The organism is Corynebacterium pseudodiphtheriticum DSM 44287, assembly GCF_000688415.1.
GTDB classification, from domain to species: domain Bacteria; phylum Actinomycetota; class Actinomycetes; order Mycobacteriales; family Mycobacteriaceae; genus Corynebacterium; species Corynebacterium pseudodiphtheriticum.
Genome location: NZ_JIAH01000002.1, coordinates 48,952 through 65,749, shown reverse-complemented (window position 1 = coordinate 65,749; position 16,798 = coordinate 48,952). Strand labels below are relative to the sequence as shown.

The window sequence follows — 16,798 nt, the reverse complement described above, 5'->3', positions numbered from 1 at the left end:
GATCCAGCGGGTGCTGACGTTAAAGAGTGCGGCGGCATCTTTATGACTCATGCCGGTCGCGAGGATGGTTTCGACGATGACTTTGTTGGAAGTGTGTTTCTTGCCCATGCTCTATTTTGGGCGGAAGTATGTCTCGCTACATCCTAAGGTGGTGCGTGTGTCCTCATTGTCCCTGTTGGGGTGGTTGTGTGAGAACAGCGGAACGATGTTGTGGCACATCAGAGCCTTGAGGGGCGGAAGGATGTCGTGAGACAGAGCGGAACGATGTCATGGAATCAGACACCACATCCTCCGCCAATATTAAATCTCGAGACATCGTTCCCAGATCGGTGCCTCGAGATTTTTCTTTTTCACACCGCAACCCGGGTCTCAGCGACGGGTTATGCGAAAAATCCTCCAAGATTTCGTCCGCATCCCCAAAAGTGTGTCCGGCCGGGGCGTCGACCAGCGTATTGTGCATTTTTACAAATAGTGAACGAAAAAGGCCACTTTCAGCGGGCCTATTTGTAAAAATGCACCAAAACAGGATCACCGCCGGTGGAATGGCTGGGTAAATCGTTTTCTAGGGACGCAAGAAGATCGCGGGCTTGAGTAGCTTGCTCTCGGCGGGTGATGACCGCCTCGATTAACTCCCGTCCGCTGGAGAAATTCTGCTGTGGGCGTTTGTTGGGTTGTGGTGTGGTCTGTCCGATCATGGTTCTCACCTCATCGCGTAGATGGAACAGTTGGTCGGCCCTGTGGCGTTGACACTTCCCATTGATCGGGTTCACCCTGATCCACGCCTACGCCGAGAGGTTTCGTGGCAGAGTCCGCACTATTGTCACTTGAAGTGTCCCAGGTTTTGTTCCGTTTGAGTAGATGGGAAAATCTTCGAACATGCCCAAAAACTTGACCAGGATGCGAAGGACCGCGTGGTCCGTCTCGTCGAAGACCACATCTTGGCGAAAAATATGTCGATGCACCCCGCAGAAGGAGACCGCCACGTCTCGCAACAGTAACAGTCCATCGTGGTTGTCTCCCTTCTATTCTGGTGCGTCCCGGCGATCCAAGAGGATCATTGGCATCTTCTCCACCCTAGAGAACCTAGCCAATATCACCCTCTCCAAAGGAGATCGTGCTGCCATTCAGGCAGGGCGCCAGGCCATTGCCAATTTTATAGTCACCAACGGCGACGAAATTTCGCCACATACATCCGAGTATGAGGTTATGCTGGTTAGTTCAGCAGGCTACGCACAAGATGAGGAGCCTGTATTTTACTACCGCTTCACCGTCCGAAACGGAACCGCTGACGCACCCCCAGACGAGAGCCTGAACCGAGGAGTAGTCCGCCCCGATGACAGCCTTTAACCTTCTGCGAAACAATGCTGGACTGATCAGCCTGGGAATCCTCCTGTCATTGTTGTCTACCGCTGTTACTCTTCTTCAACCCGCACTTGTTGGCCAGTTGATATCCGGAGTGAGTAGCGGCGAGTTTCAGCAACCACTGATGCTCCTACTCTTAACTATTCTGGGAACATCCGTTTTGACAGCCGCTACAATGTACGTGGTATCCATCGCAGCGGATCGAACAGTCCGCGACATGCGTAAGAAGATCACGAAGCACCTTCTCTACCTGCAGATGAGGGAGTTTGAGAAAGGGGGTCGGGCAGCTTCACCACACGGGTAACGTCGGACACCTCCATCGTTAGCACAGCTTTCTCTTCTACCCTTACTGATTTCGCGGGTGGGTTCACCGTAATCATCGGTGCACTCATTTATATGGCTGTGGTGGACTGGAAATTACTCTTGGTCGTAGTTGCAGTGCTGCTGATAGCCCTAGTGATAATTCTAGCTATTTCAAGTTCCCTACAGAATCTTTCGTCGAAAGTTCAGGACCACCTTGCAGCGCTCGGAGAAATCTTACAGTCAGCGCTATCAGCAATTCGTACCATCAAGGCCTTCCGAGTCGAGAAAAAGGTCATTGGCAACTTGTCCACCGAGATTGACCACGCCTACCGGAATCGGCGAAAGATGAGCTTCGTCGAAGCTGTTCTTGACCCCTTGAGCACTGTGGCTTCCTACATGGCACTTCTCGCGGTCGTCATGTTCGGATCCATTAGGTTAAACAACGGTGATTTGTCGGGAGAGGCACTTACCATCTTCGTTACCGCACTATTCCTAATGCTCGCCCCCATCGTGCAGGTATCCCAGTCCCTCGGAGCCTTCTTTGAGGCTAGGGGGGCACTGAGCAGAATTAACCAGCTCTTCGATCTCGAAGTTGAAGATTCAGCCGGACACGATTCGCTTCCAGAGCTTTGGCCCACTCCCCCAGGGTCCATCGAGTTCGAGTCGGCATCGTTCAGCCGAGAGGGCCAAACCATCTTAGATAACGCAACTGTAACGGTTCGACCAGGTGAGAAAGTGGCACTCACAGGAGCTTCTGGTACGGGAAAAACCACAATATTCAGTCTTCTACTGAAATTCTATGACCTCTCGGCCGGCCACATCCGTGTCGGAGGGCGGGATCTTAGTGACTGGAACAGAAAAGATCTTCGCACTGTGATCACCTACGTCGAGCAGGAACCTGACTTGCTTCCGGGGACACTCAGAGAAAACCTTACTCTCGGGACAGAAAACAGTTCCGATGACAAAATTCTTTGCACATTGCTAAATCAGTTCGGACTGGGAAATTTCGCCAGTACCGACGGCCTAGACCGATTAGTAGGATCCGGCAATAGCGGATTGTCCGGAGGAGAGCGACAGCGAGTTGCCATCATCCGTGCCATCCTTCAAAAATCGCTGGTCATCCTTGTAGATGAGCCAACATCCGCTCTCGACTCAGTATCAGCAGAGTTGTCCATGAACAGCCTCTTGGAGACGGATTCCACAGTCATCTTTACATCCCACGACACAAACATCACGAATCTGGCAGAACGGATTCTAGTGGTCACCGACGGGAGAATCGTCGAAAGTACGCCGAACAGCAGGGAGTCTTCAAATGCGTAAACATGTTCTCGTCACCGGCGCGACCTGACCCCCGGACCGGACTTGATGTGCATTTTTACAAATAGTGAACGAAAAAGGCCACTTTCAGCGGGCCTATTTGTAAAAACGCACCAAATCAGGATCACCGGCGATGGGATGACTTCACAGCACCGCGACGGGGCGAAGACCCCCGATTAACCTATTAGCCCCGCGGTGGCGGCGCCATTCCCAACGCGACATCCACGAAGTCGTCGAGTTTTTGCTGGTCTTCGCCACGCAGCAAGATCGCCAGCATCCGCATAAGGCCGTGGGCTATTTCTTGCTGCTCACTTCCAGGATCCCCGGAATTCCCGGTGACCCCTGCAGCCCCAGCTTTCTGCGGGCAGAGCGCATCCACCCCAGCTTGGTAATTACCTTTGCGCAGTTGTTGGAACACACTAATTGCTTCCAGCCAGGCGCATTCTTTGTCGACTGCTTGCGACATCACAGGCTCCTTCCTTGCAAGCGGGATTGGTTCACGCAAACTTTGTTAAACTTCATGCTACTGAACTTAATTGTTCATTAAGTTCTAGCTTCTGATTGCTAGCCAGCCTACTAGGCATATAGAAAGGATGTTGCGTATGAGCAACCAAGCAACTGACAGCACCCCAGTAACCAAAAGCAACCAGGTACCGTCGACAAGCGATAAACGACGCGTCACGGTGCTGGTCGGCAGCCTGCGCGGCGGATCATTCGCGCGCAAAATCGCCAAGCAAGCCATCGAATTACTGCCGGAAGATTGCACCGGCACCATCGTCGAAATTGGGCACCTGCCGTTGTACAACTTCGACTACGACGACCCAGAAGTCACCGATGTGCAGACCCCAGACTCCTACACCGAATTCCGTGAAACCGTCAAAGCCTCCGACGGCATTTTGTTCGTGACCTCCGAAAACAACCGCACCATCCCGGCGTGCCTGAAAAACGCCATCGACATCGGCTCCAAACCAAACTCAGATGTCGCCTGGAAACACCTCCCGGCTGGCATCATCAGCCATTCCGTCGGGCGCATGGGCGGCTACAGCTCGCAGAAGAACCTGCGCCTGGCACTCTCCTACTTCGACATGCCCACCCCAGGCCAGCCTGAGGTCTTCCTGGGACAGTCGCCGAGCTTGCTTGACGACGCCGGCGCGTTCAACAACGACAAAACCCGCGACTTCGTCGCTGACTACCTGCGGCGCTTCGCCGAACTCATGCGCTAGGTACGTGCCACGGCTCTAGGTTCGTGCCACGGCTCTAGACTGGCAGCATGAGCCTCATGCGGGATAAGTCTTTGTGGCGCCAAGTACTGGTGCAAACACCTCTGCTGGTGCTGCTGTCACTCGCAGACGTTGATTTCGATCCCGGTCTTACTCCCCGGCCCCCGGGTGCGCTTACCGCAGCTATCACCGCGGTGCTCTGGGTGGGTTTGTTGTGGCAACGCCGCCGCCCGGAGCCAACACTGATGCTATTGGCGGCAACACTGACCGTACTGGCGGTTGCCACCAATGGGTTTTCGTTGCTGGGCTATGCGGTGGTCTGTTGGCAAGCATATTTCATCGCCGCCAACCTGCCGGTGCGCCGCAAACTCTGGGTGACGTTGCTGCTGCTCGGCGCCGTCGGCACGCTGGTGCTGTCCGCGGTGCGCAGCTATTTTTTCCTACACCAGATTCTCGGGCTGGATAGCACCCTTGGCCTGCAACAGTTTTTCGTTTTGCATTCCGCGCTCATCTTCATCACCCTCCTTTCCATCGCGCTGTGTTGGCAATTGGGGCTGCGTAGCCGCCGCCGACGCCTGCGATTAGAAGAACTCCATGCCCGCGCGGAGCTCGCCGCTGTTACCGAACGCACCCGCATTGCGCGCGAGATGCACGATATTGTCGCCCACTCGCTCACCGCGGTTATCGCGCAGGCCGACGGCGGGCGCTACGCCGCGCGCCATAACCCCGAGGCCGCACTGCAGGCTTTAACCACCATTTCGCACACCGGCCGGGACGCATTGACGCAAATGCGCCAGTTGCTCAGTGTTTTGCGTGACGATGACACCCGCGAGACATCCTCGTCGCCGGGTCTGGAACGCATCGAAGAATTGTTGCACGAGGCCCAGCGCGGTGGCGTGCATATCGATTGGCACGAGACCGGCACCCGTCGACAGTTAGACCCTGCCCGTGGATTGACGGTGTATCGCATCGTGCAGGAGGCACTGACTAACATCATGAAGCATGCCGGGCCCACCAACGCGCGCCTGAAAGTCGACTGGTCTGCGGCTTCGTCGGTACGCGTGAGCGTCGACAATGCTCCAGGAACCGGTGTGTATGAGGCCGTGGATTCTACCGGTCGTGGTTTGCAGGGCATGCGTGAGCGCGCCCGCATCCATGGTGGCACCGCGCGCTGGGGCGACTCGCAGTATTATGAAGGCGGTTTCAACGTCACGGTGGAGATTCCAACATGAGCGGCCAAAGGATGAACATGGACACGACGCGCCCAATCACGGTCGGGCTTGCCGACGATCAGCCGCTGGTGCGCACCGGTTTTGCCATGGTGCTGGATTCGCAGGACGACATCACGGTGGCTTGGCAAGCCGACAACGGCACGGTGGCTATTAACCAGGCAGCGAATGATCCGGTGGACGTGGTGTTGATGGATATTCAAATGCCAGACACCGATGGCATCACCGCAACCCGTGAAATTTTAAAAATTCACCCCGATACGCGAATCATCGTCTTGACGACGTTTGAAAACGACGATTATATTGTCGGCGCAATCGAAGCCGGAGCCAGCGGATACCTGCTCAAAGACAGCGAACCGGAAGATCTGCTGCAGGCAGTGCGAACCGTGGATGAATCCACCGCGATCATCTCTCCGAAAGCCACCGCCCGCCTGTTGCGCAGCATGCGCTCTGGCAACGCCGGAAGCTCGGGCGGCGTGGGCATCGACAAGCAGCACCGCTCCAGCGACAACTCTGCAAGCGACAACGCCGCAACAGAACCGCTTACCCCGCGCGAGACAGAAATCTTGCAGTTGATGGCCCGCGGGCTGTCGAACCAAGAAATTTCGCAGGAGCTGTTCGTCTCCATGCCGACGGTAAAAACCCATGTCACCCACATTTTGCGGAAAACCAACTCGCGCGACCGGGTGCACGCGGTACTCTATGCCGTACATCATGGGCTGGGCTGAACCGCAACCTCATACCCCGGTATGAGGCCTAAATTTCCACCCACAGCACTATATACACGGCTAGCAGCTACTGCCATACTGGTGGCATGATCACAGTTGAACAACTAACCAAAAAGTATGGCGCGAAAACCGCCATCAAAGATTTGACGTTCCAGGTCCCCGACGGGTCGGTCACGGGCTTTTTGGGCCCCAACGGTTCCGGCAAGTCGACGTCTATGCGCTGCATCCTCGGGTTGGATAAGCCCAGCAGCGGGCAGGCCTTCGTGGATGGCACGGAATTTTCCCGGGTGCGCAACAAACCCGCGCAGGTCGGCGCTTTGCTGGAAGCCACCTGGTTTAACCCGGGCCGCAGCGGGCGCGCGCACTTGCGGGTGCTGGCCTACGGCGCGGGAATCTCTGCTGCCCGTGTCGACGAATGCCTGGAAATCGTGGGCCTTTCTGATGCCGCGAACAAAAAGATCGGCGGATACTCACTGGGCATGAAACAACGCCTCGGTTTGGCCGGCGCGTTGTTGGGTGATCCGAAACACCTGATCCTCGACGAGCCAGTCAACGGCCTGGACCCAGAAGGTGTGAGCTGGATGCGGCACACCATCCGCCACCTCGCTAGCGAAGGCCGCGCGGTGCTGGTTTCCTCGCACTTGCTTTCCGAGATGGAGCAGACCGCCGACCGCCTAGTGGTGATTGGTCGCGGTGAGATGATCGGCGAATACAGCATGGAGGAATTTCTGCGCGGCGGCACCAAAGTGGTGGTGGAAACCGGTGGCGACGACGTCGACAAGCTCACGCAGCGTTTGCAATCAGCCGGGTTGGACGTGTCGACGCGGGATGCTGGCGCGTTGGCGCTGGAGGTTCCGGAAAATACGGAGGAAATTGAAATCCGCCGGCTCGTCGGCAAGCTGTCTGCCGAACACCAAATCCCAATTATTGGTCTGCGCACCGAATCGCAGAACCTGGAGCAGCGTTTCTTGACTGCTACCGCCGATGCCCAAGAATATTCCACCCGGAAAGGCGCTTAAACCATGAATGTAGTCCGCTCAGAAATTGCAAAACTAACGAGCCTGCGCAGCACGTGGGTCTACGCGATCCTGCTGGTGGGTTCGATTGTTGGACCCGTCGTGTTGATGGGGCTGTTCGCCTCGGATGCCACGACGGATTTTTATTGGAATGACCTGCTGATTGCCGGGGGGCTGTTTCAGATGCTCGCGATTATCTATGCTGCGGCATCGACCTCACGCGATCTGGCGCACGGCATGCACGGGCAGGCATTTTTGACCCAACCGCAGCGTTGGAACTGGTTAGCGGCAAAAATGCTGGTCACCGGGGTGTTTGTGCTGGTGTTGCTGGCGGTTTCTATCGGGATATCGCTCGTGGTCGCGCCAGTTTTTGGTTTGCACCTAGATTCCAGTGAAGCCACCAGCATCCTGTGGGCTGTGCTCATTGGTTACCCGTTGTATGCCGTGGCTGCGGTTGGTTTGGCCGCGCTGGTGCGTTCGCAGATCGCGGCGGTCGGGCTACCGATCGTCTGGATGCTGATCGTCGAGCAACTGCTGGCCTCTGCCGCGATGATCTACGAATTCCTACGCCCAGTCGCCCAATTGCTGCCTAACACCACCTTTGAATCGTTGACCACCGGCTTCGCTTTCTACGACTACATCCACACCGGCTGGGCTGGTGCCGCAGTGCTTATTGGCTGGCTGGTCGTGCTGTGTGGGCTGGGCTTTCTCGCCAACCAAAAGCTCGATGTGAAGTAGGGGTTACGAATTACCCGATCACCCGCGCCGCTGCTGCACGTACAGCACACCGCCGAAAAACGCCCAGCACCAGTGCGCAATAAGCAAGAGCAGCATTGGGGTGCCGACGATCATCCAAGCGTTATGGCCGCTGGCGTTAGTCAGTTGATTCAAGCCCGAGACCACCGTTCCCACCGGGAATACGCAGGACCACCAGGTGGGGTTATATGCCATGGAATTGCGGAATACTTGCGGCCAGTGTTTCGAGGCCGCGATGAGCAGTACCGGTATGCCGATCACCATGAGCACCACACCGGATACGTAGGCAAAATGATCCCAGGGTGCGCTGTGCCCCAGCAACTGCGCCCCGGCTGTGGTCTGGCCAATCACGCCGAGGGGAATCCAATAAATGGTGGTGAAGTTCAGCGGCATTTTTAATTTCTGTCGGGCCAGGCCGATATACACCGCTATCAACACCGGGACCGCTGTAATCAGCGGCATCAACAGCCCCACTACGCCAATGGCATGCACAAGAAACGACAACGTTCCGTTACCACCGGTATCAGTGATGTGCTGGGACAGTGTTCCCGCCGGGGCTCCGGCCACGGCAGGCGCAAGCAGCGGTAACGCCCAGGTGAAGTTGGCCGCCGAATACTGCGCGCTCGGCAAATAGACCAGGTACCGGACAGTCACCACGAAGGCGAGCGCAGTACCGAAAATCCAGTAGACGGTGTGCAACCACCACCAGCCAAGAACCGCGGAGGTACCCATTGACAGCGAAAGCATCCCCATGGCGGTCATCGCCCAGGCCGGGAGGTGCTCCGCTACAAACGGCGGGTTGCGGTGTCGGACAAATCCGGCAGTCACCCAAGCCAGCATGGCCGTCGCAACGAAATACCAGGCCACCGCCGCTGCGTGACCGAAGGCGTTAGCTCCCCAGTAGGCTTCAGCGCCCAGTGCGAGCGCCGCCGTCCCCATCACAGACGCAGCCCACCCGGGGCCAGCGGGCGGCAGGCTCAGTGCAGCGTGTTTCTGCCGTGGCGCGGGCGGTTCATGGTGCAAGTGCGGCGTTGTAGTCACCCACCCCACTCTAGACGCGATCTACATCACAGCAACGTCGGGCCTAATTTTCATCAACTATTGTTTACTCCGGTCACAGTGCTATTGTTCTATCAATCAGATGATCACGATAGGCAAAACTCAGCAATAAGGACCACCGTGGCGCGACCGAAAACCAACCAGCAAGGGCGCATGCAGTCCGGGGAGCAGCTGCGCGTTCTTGCCGACGTCGCCACGCCATTTTTTGCCGCCGAGTTTCTCATGAACCTCGCGCTGACGGTCCCGCACGCGATTTTGACGCCACTGCTGCTGGACAAGGGATTAAGCCTGTCGCAGATCCTGCTAGTCCAGGCCGGTTTTAGCGTCGCGGTATTGCTTTTCGAATTCCCCTCGGGCTCCATCGCAGACATGATCAGCCGCCGCACGCTGTATTTTATTTCCCGCCTCGTGTTCTGCATATTCTTTCTGATGGTGATTTTCGGGCACGGCTTTCCGTTGATGCTGCTGGCCTGGATCGTTTATGGCTTGGCGACGGCCTTAGAGTCCGGCACCCTGGATGCCGCGCTGATCAACAATGCAAAAAGGCAGGGCCCAGCAGGCACGGTGGGTGAGCCGGATCATGTTGAATCACGTATTTCCTGGTTGGTGCGCAAGGAAGGGCAAAGTGCGTACCTCGGCATGATGATCGGCAGCACCATCGGCGCGCTGCTGTATTTATCGATGGGCGCGAATATTTATTTCATTTCTGTTGGAGCCACGGTGATTTCCGTCGTCACGATTGCGCTGTTCTTCCGGATCCCGGAGCAACACAAGGTAGCAACCGTCGGCGGGAATGAAGCCGGGGCGAGCGTCGACAAGCATGATGCTGCACGGATTGGCGGTGCGCGCAGGCTGTGGCAGGAGCTGAGATCACACGCGCGTGCCACCGTGGAGGAGATGCGGGATTCGGCGGCGTTGCGGCAATTTTTGCTGCTTGCGGTGATCGCGCAGGCGTTTTTACAGTTGCATTTTCAATTGTGGCAGGCCGTCGGCTTGGAAAAGGGCTTCGGAGAGTCGCACCTGCTGTTTTTATATTTGCTGTTTATCGGGATGGCGTTTGGTGCTTCTTTTATTCGCCCGGAGGTGCTGTTCCAGCGGCGCGCGCTCGTGGTTGCCGGTGTGGTGGCGTTCCCGGGGTTGGCGTGGCTGTCGTATCTTGTCGACGGCTGGGTATACCTGGTGTTTTACGGGGCGCTGGCGTTTTTACTGATCGTTTTTGCCAACTATTCCGCCTTCGGGGTGCGGCGGGCGTCGTCAGTGGAACGCATCGGTGCTGTGACCTCGCTGGTGGGCGTCGTCGGGCGCATAGGGGCGATCGGGGTATTGGCTGTGGCCTCAGTGTTTGTGAATTTTTATAGCGCGGCGGCGGTGGCTTCCGGCGGGTTCGTGGTGCTGGTCGTGTTGGGGCTGGGATGGGTTGGTCTGCGACGGTGGCAAGTGGGGCAAAAGTAATTAGTCCACGGGCCCCGGGCAGATCGAACTAACCGCGCCGCTGCTGAACATAACGCACACCACCGAAAAACGCCCAGCACCAGTGCGCAATGAGCAGCAACAACAGCACATTACCGATGCCAATCCACACGGCTTGGCCGCTGGCGTTATTCATGTGGTTAAGGCCCGAGACCACAGTTCCCAACGGGAACACGCAGGACCACCAGGTCGGGTTATACGCCATGGAATTGCGGAATACTTGTGGCCAGTGTTTCGAGGCCGCAATAATCACTACGGGAATGCCGATTACCATGGCCACCACGCCAAAACCGTAGGCAATACTGCCCCATGGTTCGCTGCGCCCCAACAACTGCGCCGCGGCCGTAGCCTGACCGACCAACCCGAGCGGGATCCAATAAATAGTGATGAAATTCGGCGGTATTTTTAGTTTCTTCCGCCCCAACCCACTATAAATCGCCACCAGCAACGGCACAGCTGTCACCAACACCAGCAACAAACCGACTACGCCGATAGCGTGCACAAGAAACGATAGTGTGCCGCTACCACCGGCATCGGTGATATGCCGGGCGAGCATTCCCGCCGACGCCGCGTTCACCACCGGCGCGAGCAACGGCAATGACCACGTGAAATTCACCGAAGAATATTCAGCCCTGGGCAAATGCACTAGGTGGAACAGGTAACGAATCGAAACCACGAAAGCCAGCACCGTGCCGATTGCCCAGTAGACAGTATGTAACCACCACCAGCCGAGCACCACAGACGTCGCCATCGACAACGCAAGAATCCCCATCGCCGTCATCGCCCACGCCGGGAGGTGTTCGGGCACAAACTGCGGGTTGCGGTGCCGCACAAACCCCGCAATGATCCACACCAGCATGGCCGTCCCGATGAAATACCACGCCACCGCGGCGGGGTGCCCGGCACCGCTGACACCCCAGTAGATTTCTACGACCTGCGCGAGCGAGGCACTGCCCATCACCGCAGCAGCCCATGCGGGCCCGGCTGGTGGCAGGGTCATCGTTGATTTTTGCTGCGGGGCACGTGCCGTTTTCGCTTCGGGTGGTTCGTGGTGCAGGTGCGGCGATTCAGTCACCTGCTTCATTGTAGGAGCACAAAGATTGCAAACGTAAAAGCACCAGCGTACAATTTTCTGTACAGGTAAATGAGAGAGTGAGGTGCCCATGAAAACCATGTCTTATTCCGATTCACGAGCACGCTATGCTGAGATGCTTGATACCGTTACTGATGATCGTGAAGAAGTCATCATTACACGCGCAGGACACGAGCCGGTAGTGGTCGTCTCACTTGATGATTATGAATCATTAAAGGAAACCGCATACCTACTCAAAAGCCCGGCTAACGCTCGCCGACTATTAGCCTCGATCGAACAGCTCGAAAATGGCGAAGGCATTCAACGGGATTTACTCGAATGAAACTAGTCTGGACTGAATCAGCCTGGGAAGATTACATCTGGTGGCAGACCGAAGACCGAAAGGTCCTCAAACGTATCAACAGATTAATCAAAGAGATTCAACGAAATGGAAACTCCGGCATCGGCAAACCAGAACCACTCAAACACGGATTTCAAGGTTATTGGTCGCGGAGAATCACAGATGAGCACCGGCTAGTTTATAAAATTTTCGGCGATGAACTTCGCATTGCTTCCTGCAGATACCACTATGGGCGTTAAGACCCGCTAGAGTTTCTAGACCCCGTATCGCCAGCGCCACCAGCGTCGTCAGTATCGCCAGCGTCGTCAGCGACACCCCCGTCGTCCACCGCAACCTGCTCGGCTATCCCACGTGCAGCACGTTCAGTCGCTTCGTACGGCTCTACGTCTTCCAGGTACTCGCCGGTCTCGTAATCGTATTCAATGGCGCGCCCCTGCTCGTCGGTGCGCGTGTACCACCCAACATTCTCGGTGGCATGCGAATCCCAGTTACCACCAGCAGAATAATCGCTATCCGGTGGGCATTCCTCAATCGACAACGCAAAGTTGTCGCCGTATTTCGACACGCCTTGTTTTACCGAATTCGCCACCAAGCGGTCGCCATAAATCCGGCGCACGGTAAATGGGTCATTCCGCAGCTCTTTGAACAATGCCACTGACATCAAAATCAAAATGAACGCGAACGGCAACGCCGTAACCACCACCAGGTTCTGCATACCGCGTAGCGCGTCCTGTCCGCCCGAAAGCAAAATCACTACGGCGATACCAGCCATACATAAAACCCAGAATGTCGTAATCCACGGGTTCGGGTTAGGGTTACCTTTTTGTGATAGCTGCGAGTTCACCAATGACGCCGAATCTGCCGTCGTCACGAAGAAAATAATCAGCACCACGATGATGATCGGCGCAATAATGTGCGCACCTGGCAACTGGTCTAGCACCACAAAGAAAATCTCTTCTGGTGCCGGCATCGTATCTGCCGTGCCATCAGGTGCGATCGAATGATCACGGTTTTGCAGCCAAATCGTCGTACCACCCAGCACAGCAAACGCCGTCATGATGATAGTCGACGGAATAAACAACACACCCAGCACAAACTGGCGGATGGTGCGCCCACGCGAAATCTTGGCGACGAACACTCCGACGAATGGCGCCCAGGAAATCCACCACGCCCAGTAGAACGTGGTCCAGGCAGACAAGAACGCCTGCATCTCTTCGCCTTCGCCCATGTGCGCAGACATCGCATCACCGAACGATGCGAAATACTCGATCATCACCGCTGGCAGTGCATTCATCAAAAACGCGGTCGGGCCAACGACAAAGAAGAACACCGCGATTCCAATCGAGAGCACCAAATTAATATTCGACAGCACCCGGATGCCTTTAGCCACGCCGGAAACCGCCGAGGCGATCGTAGCAATGGTCAGCACCATGATGATGATCAACGCAACCGTATTGCCCGCCGTCGACCAGCCCGAAACCACTTCGAACCCGCTGGCGATCTGCAAAGATCCAATACCCAATGTGGCGGCGGTACCGAATAGCGTGGCAATGATCGCCAAACCATCAATAATGCGCGCTGGCAGCGAATCCGTCGACCTATTGCCCAGCAGCGGCAGCATAATCGAGCTCATCAGCGGTACCCGCCCGCGTCGGAAAGAAACATAGGCGACGCACAAGCCGACGATTCCATAAATCGCCCAGGCACTCGCGCCCCAGTGCAGCGTCGACTGCACCATTGCACCCTTGATTGCTTCTTCGCTGGCGGCCTCATACGCGCCCGGCCGTGGGGATAAATAGTGACTGAGCGGCTCATACGGCCCGAAGAAAATAATGCCAATACCAATACCAGCCGCAAACAGCATCGCTGCCCAGGACAGCGTGGAATACTCCGGATTTTCGTCGTCCAACCCCAGCGGGATGCGGCCGTATTTGGAGAACGCGAGCACCAGCAGAATGAAGAACAGCACCACGGCGATCATGGTGAACACCCAGCCCAGGTTGGTCATGATCCAATCCAGCGCCGTGGATGACACGTCGAAAACTTGCTCCGGCGCCAGCACGCCCCACAGGATGAACGCCACAACCAAGCCACCCACCACGGTGAGCATGGGCTTGTCGACGCGATACCGGATCTTTTGATCCTCCACAGACACGCCCGGCACCATCGCGGGGTGAATATTGTGCGGGTACGTCACCTCCCGCAGGATGCGCTTGGCTTTCGTGCCCGCGCCTTCTGCGTCGTTTTCCGCCATCGCCGCTCTCCTTGTAGCTGTTCTTCAATTCTGGGGTGTGTTCTCTTTGTTGTTTTTGTTGTTTTTGCTGTTTTTGCCGTTCCCAGCATTTCTCAACAAATTCCGAGACAACTGCTAAGCAACTATAAGGCAGGCTGTCGCATAAATCACGTTACATATTCACGCCCCACTATTGGCCAGACGGCCAAGTTTATGGCAGACTAGCGGAAGTCGACTTGGCCACCCGGCCAAGTAGGTCGCGTTCGCACTACAGATCGCAGCCTGCACCTCAAGTAAAACCTCAACACATATCTCAACCCACAACTCAACCCACAAGGCGGTACTGAAAACCCATGACAGCGATGCAATCCCCCGCGGCACGTTGGTTCGCGCTAGCGACACTCGTCGGTCCCGTGCTGCTGCTCAGTATCGACATGAGTGTCATCAGCATCGCCGTACCCGCCATCAGCGCAGGCCTCGGCCCCACCTCCGCACAAATGCTGTGGATCATCGATATCTACAGCTTCCTGCTGGCAGGCCTGCTCATTCTGGCGGGTTCACTCGGCGACCGCTTCGGCCGCAAACGCATGCTCATGATCGGCGCCCCCGCATTCGGTTTGGCCTCCTTGGCGACGGCATTCGCCCCCAACCCGGAGCTACTGATTCTCGCCCGCGCCGCCCTGGGTGCCTCCGCGGCCACCCTCATGCCGTCGACACTGGGGCTGATCCGCACCATCTTCGACAACGCGCACGAACGACGCCTGGCCATTGCCGTGTGGGCAGCGGCCTTCGGTGGCGGTGGCGCGCTCGGCCCGGTGCTCGGCGGGCTGCTGTTGGAACACTTCTGGTGGGGCTCAGTGTTCCTAATTAACGCCCCGGTCATGGCGCTATTCCTACCCGCCGCGTGGTACCTGCTGCCAGAATCGCGCGACCCGAACCCGCAGAAATTCGACTACCCTTCGGCTGCGCTGTCCATCGCCGGGCTGCTCCCAGTCGTTTACGCGCTGAAAACCCTGATCAAGCAACCATCGGTGGCCTCCGTCGTCGCGTTAGTTGCGGGTATCGCTTTCATCGCGCTGTTCCTCCGCCGCCAGCGCCGCATCCCCAACCCGATGATCGACCTGGAACTTTTCGCGCGCCCAGGATTCGCCGCCGCGATCACCGTCAACATGCTGGCCACCCTCGCATTACTGGGGCTCACGTTCTTCTATCCGCAGTACCTCATGCTGGTCAAAGGCCATAGCTCCATGAGCGCGGGCCTGTGGATGCTGCCGCTGGCCTTGGCGACGATGACCGGAACCTTCGTTTCGCCGTCCGTCGCCAAGCGGGTCTCCATCCGGAAGGTCATCACCATTGGTTCTCTGATCACCGCGTTTGGTTTCGGTCTGGCATCGTTCTTGGACACCGGATCGGCGATGCTGCTGGTCGTGGTTGCGGCGGCTGCGGTTGGTTTCGGCATCGGCTTCTCGGAAACCCTGACCAACGAGGTGGTGCTCAGCACCGCTCCCCCGGCGCGCGCCTCGGCGGCCTCGGCGATTTCGGAAACCGGCTACGAATTCGGTGGCGCAATGGGCACCGCCCTGCTCGGCACCCTGGGCCTAGGAGTGTATGCGCGGAACCTGCATGCCGACGAGCATGGGTTGGAAGGCGCACAGGCCGTCAGTGCCCGCGATACCCTCGGCAGGGCACACGAGATCGCCGCTAGCCTGCCCGCCGACCAGGCACGCCAGCTCATCGACGCCGCCAACGACGCCTACCTGACCGGCATGAATGTCGCCACCGGTGCGGGCGCACTCATCGCCCTGGGCGCGGCAGCCGCCGGCTGGTGGGGCATCCGCGAATATTCCCGCCGCATCGAGGAATCCGTCCACCACCCGCAGGAGATTTCACCGCGATGAGCAGCACACACCCGAACACCGAATCCGACGCTAGTTCCAGCTCTAGCCCCAGCTCTGGCTCCCAGCAGTCCCGCAAACGTATCCCCGCCGAGCAACGCCGCCGCGAACTCACCGCCGTCGCCCACACCGTCATGGCCCGCGATGGGGCATTCGGCTTGACAACGCGCGCCGTCGCCAAGGAAGCCGGGGTGCCGCATGGCTCGGTGCACTACGCCTTCCACTCGAAAGACGAGCTGATCCGCGCCGTCGTCCGGGACGATATTGATCGCTCGACGGCTGCTTTTCGACGCTTCGCCGCCCCGGAAGCCAACACCTCGGAACATGCGGGAAGCCCGGCAGAGCAGGCCACCGGTTCGGCCGCAACCCCGGACCATGCGGCAAGCCCCGCAGAGCAGGCCGTTTCCCCAGAAGGCATCCTGCACGCCGCTTTTGCCAGCTACGCCGATAACTTGATCGGCGACCCGTGGGAAGAAGCCGCGCAGCAAGAGCTCGCGCTGATGTGTGCCCGGGACGAGCAGCTGCGGGTGATCATGCAAGAGTCCAACGCCAGCTATCGCGAACTGATCGGCAGCATCCTGGACTACCTCGCCGCAGCCACCGGGAAAACCTGGGCGCAGCCAGCAGATATGTTGGCTGAAAATATCCTCGGCGCGCTGTTCGGCACCGCGCAGCTGTGGCTGATCGATTGTGACGACGACACTCTATATGCCAGCTTGGCGACGCTTGCGAAGGTCTACGCGGCACAATTGGGTGAGTAACGTCCGGTGAGCGGCA

Annotated in this window: 16 protein-coding genes and 1 pseudogene; 12 read left to right on the top strand and 5 right to left on the bottom strand. The window is 57.6% G+C overall.

Annotated elements, in window-relative coordinates; all coding sequences use genetic code 11:
• Positions 1 to 500: 500 nt before the first annotated feature.
• Positions 501 to 695 carry a hypothetical protein gene (locus tag O146_RS0100620; protein WP_027017404.1) on the bottom strand — a complete coding sequence of 65 codons (195 nt, stop codon included), beginning with the start codon at positions 693 to 695 and terminating at the stop codon, positions 501 to 503.
• 638 nt (positions 696 to 1,333) lie between these two features.
• Here O146_RS0100620 and O146_RS13140 point away from each other — a divergent pair.
• Both O146_RS13140 and O146_RS13135 read left to right on the top strand, forming a co-directional pair.
• Positions 1,334 to 2,112: pseudogene (locus O146_RS13140) on the top strand (ABC transporter transmembrane domain-containing protein); the annotation flags it as partial.
• 48 nt (positions 2,113 to 2,160) lie between these two features.
• On the top strand, positions 2,161 to 2,985 hold the full coding sequence (locus O146_RS13135) for an ATP-binding cassette domain-containing protein (RefSeq protein ID WP_244266779.1): 825 nt from the start codon (positions 2,161 to 2,163) through the stop codon (positions 2,983 to 2,985).
• A gap of 181 nt (positions 2,986 to 3,166) precedes the next feature.
• Here the strand turns inward: O146_RS13135 and O146_RS0100600 are convergent, their stop codons facing one another.
• Complete coding sequence (locus tag O146_RS0100600; protein WP_126925965.1) at positions 3,167 to 3,451, bottom strand: hypothetical protein; 285 nt, start codon at positions 3,449 to 3,451, stop codon at positions 3,167 to 3,169.
• Positions 3,452 to 3,584: 133 nt separating this feature from the next.
• Here O146_RS0100600 and O146_RS0100595 point away from each other — a divergent pair, with 133 nt between their 5' ends.
• The 5 genes from O146_RS0100595 to O146_RS0100575 all read left to right on the top strand — a co-directional run bounded on the left by O146_RS0100595 (position 3,585) and on the right by O146_RS0100575 (position 7,913).
• Entirely contained in the window at positions 3,585 to 4,205 is a 621-nt protein-coding gene (locus O146_RS0100595; protein WP_411797347.1) for an NADPH-dependent FMN reductase, read from the top strand.
• 47 nt (positions 4,206 to 4,252) lie between these two features.
• Positions 4,253 to 5,434: a sensor histidine kinase gene (locus O146_RS0100590; RefSeq protein WP_027017398.1), complete on the top strand. Its 1,182-nt coding sequence runs from the start codon at positions 4,253 to 4,255 to the stop codon at positions 5,432 to 5,434.
• A gap of 17 nt (positions 5,435 to 5,451) precedes the next feature.
• Complete coding sequence (locus O146_RS0100585; protein WP_027017397.1) at positions 5,452 to 6,159, top strand: response regulator; 708 nt, start codon at positions 5,452 to 5,454, stop codon at positions 6,157 to 6,159.
• An 86-nt stretch (positions 6,160 to 6,245) separates the two neighbouring features.
• Positions 6,246 to 7,178 (top strand): ABC transporter ATP-binding protein, encoded by a 933-nt coding sequence (locus tag O146_RS10560; RefSeq protein ID WP_035000432.1) that lies wholly within the window; start codon positions 6,246 to 6,248, stop codon positions 7,176 to 7,178.
• Between the two features lie 3 nt (positions 7,179 to 7,181).
• Positions 7,182 to 7,913 carry an ABC transporter permease gene (locus O146_RS0100575; protein WP_027017396.1) on the top strand — a complete coding sequence of 244 codons (732 nt, stop codon included), beginning with the start codon at positions 7,182 to 7,184 and terminating at the stop codon, positions 7,911 to 7,913.
• Between the two features lie 18 nt (positions 7,914 to 7,931).
• Here O146_RS0100575 and O146_RS0100570 read toward each other — a convergent pair whose 3' ends face one another.
• Positions 7,932 to 8,972 (bottom strand): SLAC1 family transporter, encoded by a 1,041-nt coding sequence (locus O146_RS0100570; RefSeq protein ID WP_027017395.1) that lies wholly within the window; start codon positions 8,970 to 8,972, stop codon positions 7,932 to 7,934.
• 138 nt (positions 8,973 to 9,110) lie between these two features.
• On the opposite strand from O146_RS0100570, the gene O146_RS0100565 reads away from it, so the two are divergent.
• Positions 9,111 to 10,442, top strand: coding sequence for an MFS transporter (locus O146_RS0100565; RefSeq protein WP_162163361.1), 1,332 nt, complete (start codon positions 9,111 to 9,113; stop codon positions 10,440 to 10,442).
• Between the two features lie 28 nt (positions 10,443 to 10,470).
• Here the strand turns inward: O146_RS0100565 and O146_RS10555 are convergent, their stop codons facing one another.
• The gene (locus tag O146_RS10555; RefSeq protein ID WP_051619172.1) at positions 10,471 to 11,544 is read right to left on the bottom strand and encodes an SLAC1 family transporter; all 1,074 of its coding nucleotides are present in this window, start codon (positions 11,542 to 11,544) and stop codon (positions 10,471 to 10,473) included.
• Positions 11,545 to 11,623: 79 nt separating this feature from the next.
• On the opposite strand from O146_RS10555, the gene O146_RS0100555 reads away from it, so the two are divergent.
• Both O146_RS0100555 and O146_RS0100550 read left to right on the top strand, forming a co-directional pair.
• Positions 11,624 to 11,875: a type II toxin-antitoxin system Phd/YefM family antitoxin gene (locus O146_RS0100555; protein ID WP_027017393.1), complete on the top strand. Its 252-nt coding sequence runs from the start codon at positions 11,624 to 11,626 to the stop codon at positions 11,873 to 11,875.
• On the top strand, positions 11,872 to 12,132 hold the full coding sequence (locus O146_RS0100550) for a Txe/YoeB family addiction module toxin (RefSeq protein ID WP_027017392.1): 261 nt from the start codon (positions 11,872 to 11,874) through the stop codon (positions 12,130 to 12,132). Before O146_RS0100555 ends, O146_RS0100550 begins: the two co-directional genes overlap by 4 nt.
• Here O146_RS0100550 and O146_RS0100545 read toward each other — a convergent pair.
• A complete protein-coding gene (locus O146_RS0100545; RefSeq protein ID WP_027017391.1) occupies positions 12,129 to 14,147 on the bottom strand; it encodes a BCCT family transporter in 2,019 nt (672 codons plus the stop codon). The two genes, O146_RS0100550 and O146_RS0100545, sit on opposite strands and share 4 nt — an antisense overlap.
• 332 nt (positions 14,148 to 14,479) lie before the next feature.
• Here O146_RS0100545 and O146_RS0100540 point away from each other — a divergent pair, with 332 nt between their 5' ends.
• Together O146_RS0100540 and O146_RS12025 are read left to right on the top strand one after the other, a co-directional pair.
• Positions 14,480 to 16,024, top strand: coding sequence for an MFS transporter (locus O146_RS0100540; RefSeq protein WP_027017390.1), 1,545 nt, complete (start codon positions 14,480 to 14,482; stop codon positions 16,022 to 16,024).
• The gene (locus O146_RS12025; protein ID WP_027017389.1) at positions 16,021 to 16,782 is read left to right on the top strand and encodes a TetR/AcrR family transcriptional regulator; all 762 of its coding nucleotides are present in this window, start codon (positions 16,021 to 16,023) and stop codon (positions 16,780 to 16,782) included. The genes O146_RS0100540 and O146_RS12025 overlap by 4 nt, the downstream gene beginning before the upstream one ends.
• Positions 16,783 to 16,798 lie beyond the last annotated feature (16 nt).

Excerpts from the sequence above, each read along its gene's own strand:
- O146_RS0100620 (WP_027017404.1), bottom strand. The coding sequence starts at position 695 with ATGATCGGACAGACCACACCACAACCCAACAAACGCCCACAGCAGAAT.
- O146_RS13135 (WP_244266779.1), top strand. The coding sequence starts at position 2,161 with ATGCTCGCCCCCATCGTGCAGGTATCCCAGTCCCTCGGAGCCTTCTTT.
- O146_RS0100595 (WP_411797347.1), top strand. The coding sequence starts at position 3,585 with ATGAGCAACCAAGCAACTGACAGCACCCCAGTAACCAAAAGCAACCAG.
- O146_RS0100590 (WP_027017398.1), top strand. The coding sequence starts at position 4,253 with ATGAGCCTCATGCGGGATAAGTCTTTGTGGCGCCAAGTACTGGTGCAA.
- O146_RS0100585 (WP_027017397.1), top strand. The coding sequence starts at position 5,452 with ATGGACACGACGCGCCCAATCACGGTCGGGCTTGCCGACGATCAGCCG.
- O146_RS10560 (WP_035000432.1), top strand. The coding sequence starts at position 6,246 with ATGATCACAGTTGAACAACTAACCAAAAAGTATGGCGCGAAAACCGCC.
- O146_RS0100575 (WP_027017396.1), top strand. The coding sequence starts at position 7,182 with ATGAATGTAGTCCGCTCAGAAATTGCAAAACTAACGAGCCTGCGCAGC.
- O146_RS10555 (WP_051619172.1), bottom strand. The coding sequence starts at position 11,544 with ATGAAGCAGGTGACTGAATCGCCGCACCTGCACCACGAACCACCCGAA.
- O146_RS0100555 (WP_027017393.1), top strand. The coding sequence starts at position 11,624 with ATGAAAACCATGTCTTATTCCGATTCACGAGCACGCTATGCTGAGATG.
- O146_RS0100550 (WP_027017392.1), top strand. The coding sequence starts at position 11,872 with ATGAAACTAGTCTGGACTGAATCAGCCTGGGAAGATTACATCTGGTGG.
- O146_RS0100545 (WP_027017391.1), bottom strand. The coding sequence starts at position 14,147 with ATGGCGGAAAACGACGCAGAAGGCGCGGGCACGAAAGCCAAGCGCATC.
- O146_RS0100540 (WP_027017390.1), top strand. The coding sequence starts at position 14,480 with ATGACAGCGATGCAATCCCCCGCGGCACGTTGGTTCGCGCTAGCGACA.
- O146_RS12025 (WP_027017389.1), top strand. The coding sequence starts at position 16,021 with ATGAGCAGCACACACCCGAACACCGAATCCGACGCTAGTTCCAGCTCT.